Origin of the sequence: Periweissella ghanensis, assembly GCF_918814755.1 — a bacterium.
Taxonomy (GTDB): Bacteria; Bacillota; Bacilli; order Lactobacillales; family Lactobacillaceae; genus Periweissella; species Periweissella ghanensis.
In genome coordinates this window covers 30,879-48,268 of the sequence record NZ_CAKKNT010000007.1, presented here as the reverse complement: position 1 = coordinate 48,268, position 17,390 = coordinate 30,879, and the positions used below count along the sequence as shown (strand labels likewise).

The window sequence follows — 17,390 nt, the reverse complement described above, 5'->3', positions numbered from 1 at the left end:
TTAACTAAATGGTCATTAAAAAATGATACGGTGCAATAGCTTTAAACTTAAGCTCTGTTTTACCGGCTGCTACTAATTGACTGTTTTTAATTGGTTGCTTTGCTTTAAGTCCTAAGGCTTGATTAACAAAGGTGAAAATATTACCACTCAAGAATTGCAAGGTCATATCCATGTTTTTTTGCTCGATTTTAGCCACAAACATTTGACCACTCAAAGTTTCAACAATAAAAGCCGTCTGCGGAAACACCGCTTGGAAGTTGGGACTAGTCTGAGTTTGTAAGATGCACGGTGTTTGACCTGCATGCCAAGCATTTATTCCCTCTTGGAACCACGTTTGCTCTTGCCCAATCCATGGTCCCCGCACAATTGGTAGGCTAATTACTGTTTCGTCTTGGTCGGCCATTGCCTTAACCAGTCCGAGTTGACCACGGTGTTCATTGTTATCCATCATAGTAATTAATTGATCACGATTAATGATATAGCTCGTATTATCGGTTTTAATTTCAATATTTAGCCGTTCCGACAAGATATCTGTTAAGAATGTCGTGATAGCAACTTCAAATACCCCTTCAATACTTGCCTGATCTGCATCACCTAAAAACGGAATCTGCCATTGACGGTTGTTGGCTGTGATCGTCGTTACTGGCAATAATGGTAAATCAACTAGGGCCTGTAAGTATTGCGTTGTCACGCTTTCAAACGCTGATGCCGTAATGGCTAACGTTGCTTGTAAGGCCTCGACTGGCAATTGGTTACGAGGTACTAAATTAGTTGTTATTTGTACCATTAGTGGTTCTTGATCGTTTACACGAGTTGCCAACGCTGCTTTAATATTGTTTGTTAATTGGGCCTTACTCCCCGTTTTTAATTGCTTTAGCCACTCCAAGGGCATTCCACTTTGTTTTAATTCTTGTAGCATTTTTCACCTCCAACGTGAATGTTATTCGAAATATAAATAACTTTCATCTGATTCAGATTCTAAATATACGAAAGTTATTTATATTTCATAAATAACTATACTGGATTTTAAAATATTACACAAGTTATTTTTGAAATTTATTTATATTTCATTTCAATAACTAATCAAAAAGCGGTAGTTAGTCCCTACCGCTTTTTTCAAATTATCTTCAATTATTTTAATGACAAGGCCGCCACATCAATTTCCCAAGGTAACCAATCACGGAAGAATTCCCCTTCGTGACTAACTAAGATTAAATTACCTTCAAAGCGAATCAACGCCTTTTTCAACGCTTGTTTTGTATCTTCATCTAAGTGGTTGGTGGGTTCATCCATAATTAAGAAATTACTTGGAATCAATTCCATCATTGCAAGCTTAACTTTAGTTTGCTCACCCCCTGATAAAAGATGCATCGCTTTTTGGGCATTTGATGCGTTAATACCAGCTGCGCCAAGTCGTTGCCGGGCCATCCGTGGTTCAAGTTTTGGAAAAGCATCTGCCATTACTTCTAATGGTGTCATCTTATCATCATCCCAGTCCAAATCTTGGTTAAAGTAATTAACTTTAACGGCTGGAGCAAATTTACTTTCACCGTGTAATGGTTCAATTAACCCTAAAATAGATTTAATCAAAGTTGATTTACCAGCCCCATTAAACCCTTTTAGCAATAATTTTTGGCCATGCGTCATCGCAAAACTTACCGGACTTAATAAGGCGTGCGTGTATCCAACTGTTAAATGATTAACTTGCAGTACTTCTTGTGATTGCATCGGTACATATGGAAAATCAAAGCTAGCATGTAATTCTTCATCCGGTGCATCCACGATTTCCATTTTAGCCAACATTTTTTCCCGTGAACGAGCTTGTTTTGACTTAGTCCCCGCTTTATTCTTACTAATAAATTTCTCGGCTTTAGCAATCACAACTTGTTGCTTTTCAAAGCTCCGTAATTGTTGCTCCCGCTTTTCGGCTTTTTGCCGCATTGCTTGTTGGAAACTACCACGATACTTAGTAATTTTCCCAAACGCAATATCGGCAATCGTATTCGTAACTTGTTCTAAAAATTCATAGTCGTGGGAAATAATAATCGCCCCACCATCAAAATCTTGTAAAAACTCAACCAACCATTCAATGTGGGCCGTATCTAAGTTATTCGTTGGTTCATCTAAAATAATTACGTCATCGTTTTCTAATAATAACTTAGCTAAAATAACTTTTGAACGTTGCCCACCAGACATTTGACCGGTTAAGTGATCCGCACCAATGGCATTTAAACCTAATCCGGTAACGACTTTATCAATCTTAGTATCAAGTTCATAGAAATTAGCTGTTTCAAGTTGTTATTGTAATTGCCCAGCTTTCACCAATAATTCATCATCAGCCGTCTCACCATATTGGGCGTATAATTCATTAATTTGCGCTTCCTTATCAAATAATTCTTGGAATGCTGTTTGTAAAAATTGGTACATCGTTAATTCAGCTGGTACTTCGGCATATTGATCCAAATACCCAACTTTTAAATTCTTTTGCCAATTAATCTGGCCTTCAACTGGTAAAGTTTGGCCCGTTAAAATTTTAATTAACGTTGACTTACCAGCCCCATTTTGACCAACAATTCCCATATGCTCATGATTATTTAATTGAAATTCTGCATCGTCATATAATTGTTTATCCGCAAAACTCATTGATAAACCACTAACTTCTAATAATGCCATCTAATCCTCTTTCTCGTTAAATCAACGTTCTCTAATATCTCTAATTCAATCAATGCTACGCTTTTATATAGCTAATTTCAACAGTCAGTATTGTAAACACAAAAAGCCAAAAGGCGAATCCTTTTGGCTTTTTGACTTTATTTACCAAATTTTAGGGCGTAATTACGTGCATCTAAGCGTTCAAAACTTAGTGCATTAGTACCAAATCGCTTTAAATCCGTTAAGGTAATTACTGTTGCCAGGCTAGTTTTAAACTGCGGCGCACATAGTCATAAATATTGCCCTCAATAAAATCAAGGCGTGCATCAACCCCAGTTCCCGTTAATTGGGCCGTTAATTTAGTCCCTTCAGGTGTATAGAACGTTATGACTTCATTAATTGGGAAATACGCGCCTAAATCAACCGACGGAATTTGAATGATACATGGAGCATCCCCTTGGGTCCAAGCATTAATGCCGATTTTATCCCAAGCAAAGCGATTACTATAGCGGCCACCAATCATTAAATTGATTTTAAAAGCTTCATGATATTGGCTATCCGGATGTGCTTGCAAAGCTTGTAGTTCAGGTAAATATGGGCCTAACTCTTGCTGGGTAATCCCCGTTGGTGCTTGGTCCATCGCCATTTCAATTACTTGGGCAGGTGATAATGGGACCGCTTGTTGCCAATCACTTTCACTAACAATTAGTTGGGCAACGGCCGTATTTAATTGTTCGAGGAAATCTTTAGCGGCACTGCGATTTTTACCATTAGGGACATTTTTAAGGGCTAGTTTAGTGCCCCGTTCATTAACTAATTCCTTAATGATTTGTGTGGCGGGTTGATTTGCAACCAAAACAACGTTGTATCCTTGAATAGCTGATTTAGGTAACTGATAATCAACTAATTTAAGCCCGGTGCCATCAAATATTCCAACTCGGCCGGCTCCTAGTTCATGGTCAACCGTCACGTATGCGTTAAATTGCGCATCTTGTTGGTTAGTAAACTTAATTTCTCGGGGGATGACACCTTTGTAGGTTTGTAGATATTGCGCTGCATGAATTGGATTCCCAATTGTAGCTTGTACGAAGGCTTCGCGGTGATTAATTAATACGTCTCGTAACGTCGTTTCATCAAAAATTTCACGCTTACCATCGATAATAATTGTTAGTACTAATTTTTGTTTCAAAATTGCTAACCAAAAATGTTCAAAAATCGTGGCAATTAAGGTTTGTGGCTCGATAAAACTTTTACGGACACATGGAATAACAATCCGAATACCGGGAGTAGTTGGGGTAAACAACGCGGTCGATGGCGTTACCCCTTTACGTAATTTTCCTTTACCGCTATAAATTTGACCATCTAGTTCATGATCAAATAACGCCACCCAACTTTGGAGGGGGTAATCGTGGCATCTGGTTGCATCGTTTGATAATACGCCATGTTTAATTCTGAGCCGGCCATTAATTCGCGCCGAACCAGTTTTTTTAACTTAGGCCCTTTAACATTGGTGGCCGTAATGGTTAAGGCTTGCACATTTGGTAACTGTTGCCACCGATCCATTTGAGCTACCACACCACCAGTATATGAATCTTGTGCCGCTAAACTTTCAATATGGGTAAAAATTTCATCAAACCCTGGCAATTCTTTATGGGCAACTGCCATGACATCCAAAGTCAATTCAATCGGTTGCTGCGGATTAATTGGGTGCACCAATAATTGCGTCGCTAGCGCCGTTAACATCGGGGTGATTCCGGCTTTTTGAGCATGCAAAAGATGCTTACTAAAAACCGTTTCAGTGATGGCCTTGCGTGTTTTAAATTTATAAATATTTTTCATGTTGTGACCTCCTTGGAGCCCTTAATCAGTTGGCGTGTTAAGCGACAAGGCACTAATATCTAACACATCAGGGAGCCAATCTTGATAAAAATCAGCTTCATGACTGACTAAAATTAAATTACCGGTAAATTTCTTCAAAGCCCGTTGCAAGGCTTGTTTTGTTGCTTCATCTAGGTGATTAGTTGGTTCATCCATAATCAAAAAATTACTTGGGGTTAATGTCATCAAAGCCAATTTAACCTTGGCTTGTTCCCCACCCGATAACAACGCCAATGGTTTTTGGGCATTTTGCTTATTAATTCCCGCGTTATTTAAACTGCGCCGAATTGGTTGTAATTCCATCTCAGGGAATTGATCACGTAGCACATCTAATGGTGTTAGTTGATCATTCTCCCAAGTTAAATCTTGATTGAAGTAATTAACGACAATGTCTTCCGTAAACTTGCTAGTACCCGCTAATGACGTGATTTTACCCAATAACGTCTTAATAAGTGTTGATTTACCAGCTCCATTAAACCCAACTAACGCAAGCTTTTGCCCCGCCACCATTTCAAACGAAATTGGTTGGAGCAATGCTTGGTCATAACCGACTGTTAAGTTATTAACCGTTAGTGTCGTGGCCGGAGCTACTGGCCCGGTTTCAAACGGTTCATCATAAATCGCATACGGATCTTCCATCTCAGCTTCGACTGGTTGATAAACCGGAAAATCAAAATATGACCGTAAATCTTGATCTGGTGCATCGACTAAATTCATTTTATCAAGCATCCGGCCCCGCGATTTAGCTTGTTTAGCTTTAGTACCGGCTTGGTTTTTATCGATGAATTTTTGCGTCTTGGCAATCAATTCTTGTTGTTGCGTAAATTCACGTAATTGGCGTTTACGATTTTCATTTTTTTGCCGCATCGCTTCTTGGAAACTACCCCGGTATTTAGTCATTTTTCCAAAGGCAATATCGACGATACTATTAGTAACTTGCTCTAAAAAGTCGTAATCATGTGAGACAATCATCGTCGTACCATCAAAGGCTTGTAAGAAGGTTACTAACCATGCAATGTGGACCGTGTCCAAATAGTTAGTCGGTTCATCTAATAATAAAACTTCATCATTGGCTAATAATAACTTAGCTAAAATGATCTTTGACCGTTGGCCACCTGATAATTGTGCCGTTTTATGGTCGGCAATATCGTTTAACCCTAAGCCCGTGATAACTTTTTCAACTTTAGTATCTAAATCGTAAAATTCTGCTTGTTCAAGTTGTTCTTGAATTTGCCCTGCTTGCATTAATAATTGCTCATCACCGGTTTCAGCAAATTGTTCATAATAGGCACTCATTTGGGCTTCCATTTGGTACAAATTGGTGAAAGCTGTCGCTAAAAATTCCCGCACTGTCAAATCATCGGTAACCGCAGCGTATTGATCTAAATAACCAATGCTGGTCCCTTTTTGCCATTTAATTGTGCCACTAACTGGTAAAATTTGCTCGGTAATTAGCTTAATTAACGTTGATTTACCGGTTCCGTTTTGACCAACAATCCCGAGGTGTTCCCCGGCTTGCAGTTCAAATTCGGCCTCCGTGTATAATTGCTTATCATCATAACTCATTGATAAGCCTTGTACTTCTAATAGCGCCATCTTTTACGCTCCTTTATAGTATTGCTTAAATTAAATCTATACTTGTTTTTAAATTTATATTAAACTAAAAACTAACATTCATTCAGCACAAAGGAATTCTTTATCATGAAAAAATTTTATTCATTTGGCGGCATCCTTTTAAGTATTGCTGCCATCATTTTTGCTTTTTTTTATTCGTTACATGTAAATTTAACGGCTGATGAAGCCTTTACAATTGCCTTAATTAACCATAGTCCCTGGGATTTAATTAAGACGGATGCACTCGATGTCCATCCACCATTATCATATTTAATTTATAAAATTATCGCTTGGCCAATAACTCATTTCACTGCCTATAATAATTTAGAAATTGTTTATTTACGGGTATGGAACTTTATTTTTGGCCTAATTAGTATCTTTTTTCTAAGCAAGATTATTAAATTATATCAAAAAGGTGTCAACTATTACATGCTTAGTGCCTTTATCATACTATCGCAAATCACCATAAATGGTTTAACTTTGCGCATGTACCAAATTGCGACTTTATTTTTAATTCTTGAGCTATACATGTTGTTGAAATATGCCAAAGTACGCCAACAACACTACTTATGGTTAACATTATTATTTGCAAGTTTAAGTGCTTATTCACATTATTTCGCAGCAATCTTTGCCGGTTTAATCCTTTTTTACTACTGGTTAACGCGGTGTTTCCAAAAGGACCACGATTTAATAATCAAACTACCTTTGTTGGCGATTGGCTTCGTTATTTCGTACCTTCCCTGGATTTTTATCGCAGTTAAACAAATTACCTCCGTGAAAAAAAGTTACTGGATCTTACCAGATGAATCATGGAATGCGGTATTTCAACAATCTTTTAATTTAAATTTGTTACCTATGTATACATATTTATTGCTTGGCCTCTTATTACTACAAATTATTTTTTGGTGGCGTAATTATGCCCATCCTTTTGTACTAATCATGTTCGTGACATTACTTTCATATTTAACGGCCTATTTAATTGGTGTCGTTGAAATTTTGAATAACCGGCCGATTCTAATTGATCGTTATCTCTACCCGATGTTTTTCATTACGCTGTTTTTCATTTTAATGAGTTTGAGTGACCTAAAAATCGCCAGCTATCTTAAGTCTCTGATTTATTTGACCATTATTGGTTGTGCATTATGTATTATTCCATCACAAGTAAATCAATTGTCAAAGTTTAGTCCGGTAACATCCACTAATATTTTTACTAAAAGCATCATTGGTTCAAAAGTCCTTACACCCAATAATTATGGTACCACCGTTAATGTTTTAAATTCAGCTGCCAAAAATCCACAGTATACTTATTGGATTCCGCGCAATCATTATGAGTTTGGAATAAAACTAGTCCAAAGCCCTAAATTATTTAAAACAGTTTATCCCAATATCAAACCATACTAAATAGCTTAGTTGAATATAAGGTATAAAAAAGCTAAAATTAAGTAGTAAACTTTTTTCGGGGGGACATTTATATGTCAGTTAAAAAAATACGGTTAATCATCAATCTAGCAGCGATTATCACATTGCTTGTTAGCTTGATTGGATACCATATTATTACGGTACAAGCATTTATTTTAGCAATTGCCATTAAATTTATTCCAGGGTTCTTTTTACCTAAGCGCCAATTAAAAAACCAGTAAACTTAGTTTTTAACTAGGTCGACTGGTTTTTTTATTACCAAAACTTTTGTTAATTCGTTGCATTGCAATTTTCATAATACCCCTCCGTATTACTTCTAAAATTGTGCGCAGTTAAATTAATTTAAAAGGTTACGCCACTTTCCAAAATAATATTGGCATATGGGGCCATTTCCCCTGTACGAATAAATGCATGAGTATCGGCTAAACGATGCTTCATATCATCATGGGAAATAAATTCCAATTCAGTATCAGGCAAAAGATTTTTAATCGCTTGTAGTTGCCCAGGATTAGCGGTTTTTATTTCTTCGGCCAAATAAATTTTTTGTACAGCTAGTTCGGTTAAAACATTCTGTAATACGACATTAAAGCTAGGTACATTGTTTGTTACCGCTAAGTCAATTTTTTCAGTTCCCTTAGGCACTGGCATTCCAGCATCCCCAATTGCAATGGTATCAAAATGCCCCATCTGGGCAACTACGCGCGAAATGTCTGAATTAATAATGCGTCCTTTTTTCATGTTAAATTCCTTTCAACGATCAAAATGTAATTAAGTAGTTAGCCTATACTTCTATTCTACCGATATTTTAAAGCGCTTTCAATTATTAACTAGCAATAAAAAGACCCCTCGAGTGGATTTACTCCAATTCGAGGGGGCGGTATGCAACCAATTTTCAAATTTAAATTATGTCACAATACTACTTATTGTCTAACATTTCCTTGGCATAACTAATGTAATAATGGCGCCCGTTGGCACTAGTTTCTAAATCAGCTAGCGCGTATAACATTTTGATTTTTAAATCAACGGCTTTAACTTCCCCAATACCAATTAACAAATCACATAATTGTAATGCCCATAAATAATCGGTATCCTGAATGGCTTGTTCAAGCGCATCAATAACTTTTGGTGCACCCCCAATCAATGCGACCATTTTTGCTGAATACAAATATTGCGGCATTTTATGCAAGTTAGTTGGATTACCATCAAACCAACCAACATAAGCAGCAAAAATTGCCCGAACGGTCCATTCAACACTCCCATAAATTTCTGCTAAATATGGCAGCGTCCGTAAGTGATCTGGTAACCGAACTTGTTCCACAACTTCTTCGACTGTCAATCCGGCATCAATATGGGCAAGCGTTTGATCAAAGACTGAAGCCACGGCATCACGATAATTGCGTAACGTGGTTTTAACAATTTCAGCACCTTCCAATGGCTCTAAGTGCCCAGGTAAAACTGCTACCGCATTATACGAAATCAGTAAATCCAAACTTTGAATCCAACGCCCAATATCACGGTATTGCCCACCACGAATGGCTGCTAAGTTCGGAAAAGCCCCATAGTAGTTATCACCAGCACACATAATTTTCTGTTCTGGCAACCAGATATACCCCATATCACCGTTTTCACCGGGAGCACTGATTAATTGTAAATGGACTCCATCAATCACACGATCAACAATCCCATCACTAATAATTTCTGTTGGTAACAATGGGGCATACCCACGTTGGCCTTGAGTATGGCCTTCACGCATCCCAATTCCTTGCGTGATAGCTTCATTATCATCAAGCTCATAGCCCATTTGTCGTTCAGTTCGTTTCAAAAGTACGTCATTAACTTTTTGGGCATCAACGAGTGGTTGGTCACGATTGGCAAAAGCAATCACTGATTGGGCAGTTGCTTGAAACATACCAGCACCACCACGATGATCTGGATGTCCATGAGTGTAAATAATCGTGCGCACAGGTTTTGGTGTGATTTTTTGTAAATCCATCAACATTTGTGCTGCGCGATCTGGTGAATCTAGTGTATCAACTAAAATAACACTCATGGCCCCTTCAATTGCAATTGCATTACTATGACCATATCCCACAAATTGGTGTACGCCCTCACCAACGTGGTAAATTTGCTTATTTTCATGTTCGTTAGCAAATTCTTGTAAAATTTTTACGCCCTCTTTGTGTAACATTAGAAGTAATCCCCCCCTTTATCCATAATTTTCCTATATCGTTAAGTTAATTATACTACATTTAAAGAATATAAAACTAATGTATTAAATCCAGTTTAACTAATTTATAAGCTTTTCTTTGGAATAAATAAGTAGTTTAAACAACTTAAAATATTGATATACCAATCTTAAATAAACTTATATTAAAGTGAAATTACACAAAAAAAGCTAATACGAGAAATTTGATCATTTTTTTGCAAACATATCGTAAAATACATTTAATATCGATTTAATTGCATAATATATTTATAGTCAATTTAGTAAGGTATTTTAACAGCAATATTAATTATCGATAATTTTTTGCACAAAGGTTTTAGTTTTACTATTTTTAGCTCGATGTTCAGTAAAAAAATCGTGGGGTAATTTGGCGCGAATATCATGTTGCTTCATCAACATTAAAACATCACTGAAACTATCCCGATATAATGTGGGAATCATTGGCTCATGATACGCCAAAAAGGCAAAAATTTCTAAAAGATTATTAGCCGGTGCCTGACTAGCAGCTACCATTATTTTTTCAGAAACGATTGTGCCAGTCATATCAGTACTAAGAACAATCATTGCCGGCCCTTCCTTACTGATTAGTGCTGGTTTAACTAGCATGGTTTGCTGGGATTGTTCTTCATATATTTGATAGGGAAAACTATCTTTAATATTTTGAGCACCCTGAGTTATTTGTAAAGTTTTAGCCCGTGGCCGCTCAATTACGGGCCCCCGGTGCATGGCTTGTTGATACTCTTGATTGGCTAGCAATTGTTGTTCCATATCTTTGGTCAGATTATCAGCATTTATAGCCTTAATTGGTTGTACATGTTCGACGGCTTCTAGTTGTTCTGGGCGCACTGAAAGATCCCGATTGATATTAAAATCGATAGCCTTACTCCTTTTTGATTTTAGTATTTAGATATTTATCGGCGTATTATCCCATTTAGTGAATCCCTAACCGCAAAAAAAGAAGATGAAATATTCATCTTCTTTCGATTAATATGCTATTAATTTCGGCTTAGTACGTATCACCATTCACAATTGAATTTTTAACAATCACATAATCAACTTGGTGCAAGTCTTTTAAGACGCGGCCACCGGCATATGAAATTGCTGATTGTAAATCTTCATGCATTTCTTGCAAGGTGCCATCAATTGAACCGCGATAAGGAACAAATAATTTCTTTCCTTCAACGTGGCTGTATTCACCCTTTTGGAATTGGGAAGCAGAACCAAAGTAAGTTTTAAACATCTCACCGTCAATTTCAAACTTTTCACCAGGCGTTTCATCATGACCAGCAAATAATGAACCAATCATAACCATATCAGCCCCAAAGCGAATTGATTTAGCAATATCCCCATTGTAACGAATACCACCATCCGTCACAATCGGCTTGCGCGCAGCTTTGGCACATAAACGTAATGCGGCTAATTGCCAGCCCCCAGTACCAAAACCGGTTTTAAGCTTCGTAATACAAGCTTTACCAGGGCCAACCCCAACTTTAGTGGCATCCGCACCAGCATCTTCTAAATCGCGGACCCCTTCAGGCGTGGCAACATTTCCAGCAATTAAGAAAGTTTCTGGTAAACGGGCTTTAATAAATTTAATCATGTCCATCACCGTTTCGGAATGACCATGGGCAATATCAATAGTAATGTATTCTGGTATGATGCCTTCCGCCGCAAAGCGTTCAATCAAGGCGTGTTCATCTGCTTTAACTCCAATACTAATTGAAGCAAATAAGCCGGCTTGATGCATTTTAACGACAAAATCGTAACGGGTTTCTGGTTCAAAACGATGCATGACATAGAAAAAGCCCTTTTCAGCTAAGTGCTTCGCTAATGGTTCATCAATCACCGTTTGCATGTTAGCTGGTACCACAGGAATTTTAAAAGTCATCGGACCAAATTGAACTGATGTATCGGCTTGTGATCGACTTGTAATCACACATTTACGTGGTACAAGTTGTACATCTTCATAATCAAAAACTGTTAATCCATTATTCATTATCTATCCTCAAACTTTTTCATTTTAATTTGCAAAACACGAACTTTATAATATATCCAAGCCCCAAGAAAGTATTATACCGAACTTTATCTACAAATGAAAGCAAAAAATACTTTTAAACCGAAAAATATCATTATAAATAAAATATAGTTCGTGTTTAAGTCACAAATTCATCGCTAAATACGAACTTTACACAAAAAAAGGATTCGCTAATGCGAATCCTTTTTTTGATATTATTCTTCAGCCATGTTAGGTTGATCGTTTTCAGCATAAACTGGTGCTTTCAAGCCTAAGTCAATTTCAATTTGTTGTTTTGAAACTGGTTGTGGTGCTTCAGTCATTGGTTCAGAAGCCTTACTATTTTTAGGGAAGGCAATCACTTCACGAATGTTATCTTGACCTGCAAGAATCATCGCTAAACGATCAAGTCCAAGAGCAATTCCGCCAAGTGGTGGGAATCCAAATTCCATGGCATCAAGTAAGAAACCAAATGCTTCGTGAGCTGATTCAGCGGTAAAGCCAAGGGCCTTGAGCATTTTTTCTTGAATATCCATCGTGTGAATACGGATTGAACCTGAACCAAGTTCGTAACCGTTCAACACTAAATCATAACTTTGGGCGTGGGCTTGGTGCGGATCTTCACCTTCATTAAAGAAGTGTAAGTCTTCTTCGTTAGGCATGGTGAATGGGTGGTGGGCTGCAATCCAACGGTCTTCCTCTTCTTGGTGTTCAAAGAGTGGCCAGTTAATAATCCATGCAAAGCCCCATTTTGATTCATCAATCAAGCCCAGCGTTTTAGCTGTGTCACGACGTAAGTAATCAAGACTCCCAGCCACGACGTCCGCTTTAGCCGCAACAAAGAGTAATAGGTCACCAACTTTGGCATCCATAGCCGCTGTGATTTCAGCAAATTGGGCGTTCAAGAACTTCGCAACGGGACCATTAAAGCCTTCTTCAGTAACCTTAACCCATGCAAGTCCCTTAGCACCGAAGCGTTCGATGTATTGGGTGTATTTGTCTAAGTCTTTACGAGAGTAATGGTCGGCCCCACCAGGCACAGTAATCCCTTTAACGACCCCACCATTAGCAATCGTACTTGAGAAGACGCCAAATTCTGATTTAGCTGCCAATTCGTTTAAGGCAACTAATTCATACGCAATTCGTAAATCAGGCTTATCAGTACCAAAACGTTCCATTGCTTCGGCCCATTCAAGGACAGGGAAAGCAGCTGGATCAACCGTTACACCAGCGGCATCTTGCATAATCCGAGCAACCCAACGACCAACTAATTCACGGATTTCATCTTGGTCCATGAATGACATTTCCACATCAAGTTGAGTAAATTCTGGTTGCCGGTCACCACGTAAATCTTCATCACGAAAGGCGCGTGCTACTTGGTAGTAACGGTCAAAACCGGCACCCATCAATAATTGCTTAAATAATTGAGGTGATTGTGGTAAGGCATAGAAACTACCTGGGTAAACCCGTGAAGGTACAAGGTAATCCCGCGCACCTTCAGGAGTTGATTTAGCCAAGTATGGGGTTTCAATATCAACAAAACCTTCACCATCAAGGAAATCATGCGTTGCTTTCGTAATCTTTGAACGCATCAAAATGTTCCGTTGCATAACTGGACGACGTAAGTCCAGGTAACGGTATTTCAAACGTAATTCATCAGAAACACTGATTTCATCTTCAATATCAAATGGTGTAGTCTTTGCTTCCGCCAAGATTTTAGCACCGTGTACTTCAACTTCAACTTTACCAGTCTTCATGTCAGCATTGATGGTCTTAGCATCACGTGCCTTAACGGTTCCTTGAATTTCAATAACGTATTCTGAACGCATTTGGTCAGCAACTGCCAAGGCATCAGCACTAAATTCTTCAGAAAATACTAATTGCACAATACCTTCACGATCACGTAAAGAAATGAAAATTAAGGCTCCAAGGTCACGGCGTTTTTGCACCCATCCCTTTAATACAACGTCTTGACCGACAAATGATTCATCAACTAATCCCGCATATGTTGTCCGTTTCATAACTAATCTCCTACTCTGCGTCATCAGCTAAATTAGCTAATGCGTCCTCTTCATTTTCAATTAAAAATGGTAATTCTGTGTAAATTTTAGCCAATGGTACTTTAACTTGTTCACCAGTTTCCATGTTCTTCAAGTTAACCTCTTGGTTAGCCAATTCATCAGGTCCAATCGTTACCACATATAATGCATTCAACCGATCGGCGGCTTTGAATTGTGCCTTTGGTTTCCGGTCTAAGTAATCACGTTCAGCCGTGTAACCGTATGAACGAATCCCTTGAACTAATTTCAAGGCTTCTACATCCGTTTCTTCGCCAATATTAGCCACATAAAAATCAAGTGGTTCAACTTCAGGCAATGGTGTTTGTTCACTTTCAAGGAGCAACATCAAACGTTCAAGTCCAATCCCAAAGCCAATCCCAGATGTTTCGGGGCCACCAAGTTCTTCAACTAAACCATTGTAACGACCACCACCAGAAATCGTTGTCCAACCGTGACCAAGGGCTTTAGAGTTCGTCATGATTTCAAAAATTGTGTGGTTGTAGTAATCCAACCCACGGACCATTGATGCGTCAACTTCGTAATCTAAACCAAGGGCATCAAGCATCGTTTTTAACTTATCCCAGTGGGCTTGCGCATCAGGCGTCAAATAATCAAGAATTGATGGGGCATTTTCAACAAAGACTTGATCTTTGGCATCTTTTGAATCCAGCACCCGCAATGGGTTTTTGTGTAACCGTTCTTGCGAATCAGCACTTAATTCCGCTGCATGTGGTTCTAAGTAATCAATCAAGGCTTGCCGGTAAGCTGCCCGTGATTCGGCATCCCCTAAAGTATTAACCGCCACTTTTAAGCTCGTTAAGCCAAGTGATTGGAAGAAATCGATCGCCATGGCAATAACTTCAGCATCCAAAGCTGGTGAGTCAGCCCCAAAGGCTTCCACCCCGATTTGGTGGAATTGACGCATCCGCCCTGCTTGCGGCCGTTCATAACGAAACATTGGTCCGATGTAAAATACTTTGTAAGGTTTTACTTGTTCGGGCGCAAACAATTTATTTTCAACAAAGGCCCGAACCACGCCGGCTGTACCTTCTGGGCGTAAGGCGATGTGGCGATCACCCTTATCGTGGAAATCATACATTTCTTTAGTTACAACATCTGAAGTATCCCCCGCTGAACGTGAGAAAACTTCAAAATTTTCAAACAATGGTGTCCGAATTTCGTTGTATTGGTAGTTATTAAATAATAACCGCGCTGTTTCTTCAACATAGTGCCATTTAAGACTGTCACCAGGTAAAAGATCCGCGGTTCCCTTTGGTTTTTGGAATGATTGTTTAGCCATTGTATTACCTTTCTATATGCGTGACTGGACAAAAAAAGCGCCCCCACTAGCACAAAATACTAGTAAGGGCGCTTAAAAAAGCACGGTACCACCTTAGTTTATCACTTACCTCGTAACGCGAGGACACGCAGCCTAAGCTGGACTTCAAAAGTGTCTTTCAAGTAAATATTAGCTTGGTTCACAGCCACCACCAATTTTCTGCGCCTAACATTTACCGTACTTTTCTTTATCTTTAGTCATCAGTTATTAAACATAAATATAACGTGTTTGAACATTTATTGCAAGTAGATTAATGACCCTTTTTAAAATCATCATCGTCATCAGTTTTAAGTACCGCCATAAAGGCTTCTTGCGGCACATCAACAGTCCCCACTGACTTCATGCGCGCTTTACCACGTTTTTGCTTATCAAGCAACTTCGCCCGGCGATCGGGATCCCCAGTGTGAATCTTAGACGTAACATCTTTCCGGTAGGCTTTGATGTTTGTTCGTGCAATAATTTTGGCCCCAATAGCCGCTTGCACGGGAATTTCAAAGTTTTGACGAGGAATAATGTTTTTCAACTTACCAGTAATAATCCGTCCACGTTCAGCCGCAAAATCACGGTGCACGATGAAACTAAGAGCATCAATTTTTTGTGAATTAAGCAAGATATCAATCGTTACCAAGTCACTTTGACGGTAGCCGGCTGGTTCATAGTCTAATGAAGCATACCCACGCGTACCTGATTTTAACTTATCAAAGAAGTCAAAAATAATTTCTGACAATGGCATGTAGTATTTAACATTTACCCGCGCAGCATCGATGTAATCCATCGTATCAAATTCACCACGTTTACGTTGGGCAAGTTCCATGACCGTCCCAACATAATCGTTAGGCACCATGATACTTGCATGCACGTATGGTTCTTCAATATAGCGAATTGCCGAAACTTCAGGCATTTCTGCCGGATTTGAGACATCAACTTGTTCGCCATCGGTCTTGGTAACATGGTACGTTACTGATGGTGCGGTTGTGATCAAATCTAAATCAAATTCCCGTTCGAGACGTTCTTGAATCACGTCCATGTGTAGCAAGCCTAGGAAACCAGTCCGGAAACCAAAGCCAAGTGCTTGTGATGTTTCAGGTTCAAATTCTAACGCAGCATCGTTAAGTTGCAACTTTTCCAATGCTTCCCGTAAATCAGTAAATTTAGCATTATCGGTTGGATATAACCCTGAATAAACCATCGGTGTCATTTGACGGTAACCTTCGAGTGGTTCACTAGCTGGGTTATTAGCTAACGTAATTGTATCCCCAGATTGCGTGCTCTTAATATCTTTGATGGATGCTGTAATGTAACCAACATCCCCAGCACCTAGGAATTCACGCGCAACTGGCTTGGGTGAGTTAACCCCAACTTCCGTCACTTCATATTCAGCCCCCGAGTGCATCATCTTAATTTTGTCACCAACTTTAACGACCCCTTCACGGACCCGCACTGTTAAGACAACCCCACGATAGGGGTCATAAGCTGAATCAAAGATTAAGGCTTTCAATGGCGCGTCAAGTTCACCATCCGGGGCAGGCACCGTTTTAACGACTTGTTCAAGTAATTCTTGAATCCCAATCCCTTGCTTAGCCGAAGCTAACACGGCTTCAGAAGCATCAATTCCAATAACATCTTCAATTTCTTCACGGACAACTTCAGGTTGGGCCGCTGGCAAATCAATTTTGTTAATCAATGGCACGATTTCAAGGTCATTATCCAACGCTAAATAAACATTTGATAATGTTTGAGCTTCGACTCCTTGAGCGGCATCAACCACCAAGACCGCCCCTTCACCAGCTGCAAGCGCACGCGAAACTTCATATTGGAAGTCCACGTGACCTGGAGTATCAATCAAGTGGAAAATGTATGTTTCACCATCTTCAGCATCGTAATGTAACTCAACTGAGTTCATTTTGATTGTAATTCCGCGCTCCCGTTCCAATTCCATTGAATCAAGCAATTGATCTTGCATTTCACGGGCCGTAACGGTATGTGTCAATTCTAAAATTCGGTCGGCAATTGTTGATTTACCGTGATCGATATGGGCAACAATACTAAAATTCCGAATATTTTTTTGGCGTTCTCGCATTTCTTCTAAGTTCATTATCGAGTCCGTCCTTTCTATCTTCCATCATTTATCTGGATTTAACGTCCCTTACATATGGCACATGCAAAGCGGTTTAAATCTATCCTATTAAT

13 protein-coding genes and 1 pseudogene are annotated in these 17,390 nt (G+C 39.0%); 2 read left to right on the top strand and 12 right to left on the bottom strand.

Translation table 11 applies throughout. The features are described from left to right. Positions 1 to 4: 4 nt before the first annotated feature. From LQZ76_RS03840 to LQZ76_RS03820, 5 genes and pseudogenes are all read right to left on the bottom strand, one after another. Positions 5 to 919, bottom strand: a complete 915-nt coding sequence (locus LQZ76_RS03840; protein ID WP_230098444.1) for a hypothetical protein — start codon at positions 917 to 919, stop codon at positions 5 to 7. A 212-nt stretch (positions 920 to 1,131) separates the two neighbouring features. Further along, a pseudogene (locus LQZ76_RS03835) lies at positions 1,132 to 2,673 on the bottom strand (ABC-F family ATP-binding cassette domain-containing protein). A 229-nt stretch (positions 2,674 to 2,902) separates the two neighbouring features. Further along, on the bottom strand, positions 2,903 to 4,039 hold the full coding sequence (locus LQZ76_RS03830; RefSeq protein ID WP_230098443.1) for a hypothetical protein: 1,137 nt from the start codon (positions 4,037 to 4,039) through the stop codon (positions 2,903 to 2,905). Continuing rightward, positions 4,015 to 4,491 (bottom strand): hypothetical protein, encoded by a 477-nt coding sequence (locus LQZ76_RS03825; RefSeq protein ID WP_230098442.1) that lies wholly within the window; start codon positions 4,489 to 4,491, stop codon positions 4,015 to 4,017. The genes LQZ76_RS03830 and LQZ76_RS03825 overlap by 25 nt, the downstream gene beginning before the upstream one ends. A 21-nt stretch (positions 4,492 to 4,512) precedes the next feature. Then, positions 4,513 to 6,126, bottom strand: coding sequence for an ABC-F family ATP-binding cassette domain-containing protein (locus tag LQZ76_RS03820; protein ID WP_230098441.1), 1,614 nt, complete (start codon positions 6,124 to 6,126; stop codon positions 4,513 to 4,515). A 105-nt stretch (positions 6,127 to 6,231) separates the two neighbouring features. Here LQZ76_RS03820 and LQZ76_RS03815 point away from each other — a divergent pair, with 105 nt between their 5' ends. Next, complete coding sequence (locus tag LQZ76_RS03815; RefSeq protein ID WP_230098440.1) at positions 6,232 to 7,545, top strand: glycosyltransferase family 39 protein; 1,314 nt, start codon at positions 6,232 to 6,234, stop codon at positions 7,543 to 7,545. A 71-nt stretch (positions 7,546 to 7,616) separates the two neighbouring features. Beyond that, positions 7,617 to 7,784: a hypothetical protein gene (locus LQZ76_RS03810; protein ID WP_230098439.1), complete on the top strand. Its 168-nt coding sequence runs from the start codon at positions 7,617 to 7,619 to the stop codon at positions 7,782 to 7,784. A 121-nt stretch (positions 7,785 to 7,905) separates the two neighbouring features. On the opposite strand, the gene rbsD is transcribed toward LQZ76_RS03810, so the two are convergent. The 7 genes from rbsD to lepA form a co-directional block, all read right to left on the bottom strand. Then, the gene (rbsD, locus tag LQZ76_RS03805; protein ID WP_230098438.1) at positions 7,906 to 8,301 is read right to left on the bottom strand and encodes a D-ribose pyranase; all 396 of its coding nucleotides are present in this window, start codon (positions 8,299 to 8,301) and stop codon (positions 7,906 to 7,908) included. A 178-nt stretch (positions 8,302 to 8,479) separates the two neighbouring features. Then, positions 8,480 to 9,751 carry an alkyl/aryl-sulfatase gene (locus tag LQZ76_RS03800; protein WP_230098437.1) on the bottom strand — a complete coding sequence of 424 codons (1,272 nt, stop codon included), beginning with the start codon at positions 9,749 to 9,751 and terminating at the stop codon, positions 8,480 to 8,482. A gap of 321 nt (positions 9,752 to 10,072) precedes the next feature. Continuing rightward, the gene (locus tag LQZ76_RS03795; protein ID WP_230098436.1) at positions 10,073 to 10,633 is read right to left on the bottom strand and encodes a hypothetical protein; all 561 of its coding nucleotides are present in this window, start codon (positions 10,631 to 10,633) and stop codon (positions 10,073 to 10,075) included. A 160-nt stretch (positions 10,634 to 10,793) separates the two neighbouring features. After that, positions 10,794 to 11,783, bottom strand: coding sequence for a GMP reductase (locus tag LQZ76_RS03790; protein WP_230098435.1), 990 nt, complete (start codon positions 11,781 to 11,783; stop codon positions 10,794 to 10,796). Positions 11,784 to 12,016: 233 nt separating this feature from the next. After that, positions 12,017 to 13,822, bottom strand: coding sequence for an aspartate--tRNA ligase (aspS, locus tag LQZ76_RS03785; protein WP_230098434.1), 1,806 nt, complete (start codon positions 13,820 to 13,822; stop codon positions 12,017 to 12,019). A gap of 10 nt (positions 13,823 to 13,832) precedes the next feature. Further along, positions 13,833 to 15,161, bottom strand: a complete 1,329-nt coding sequence (gene hisS, locus LQZ76_RS03780; RefSeq protein WP_230098433.1) for a histidine--tRNA ligase — start codon at positions 15,159 to 15,161, stop codon at positions 13,833 to 13,835. A 289-nt stretch (positions 15,162 to 15,450) separates the two neighbouring features. After that, a complete protein-coding gene (gene lepA, locus LQZ76_RS03775; RefSeq protein ID WP_230098432.1) occupies positions 15,451 to 17,295 on the bottom strand; it encodes a translation elongation factor 4 in 1,845 nt (614 codons plus the stop codon). Between the last annotated feature and the right edge of the window lie 95 nt (positions 17,296 to 17,390).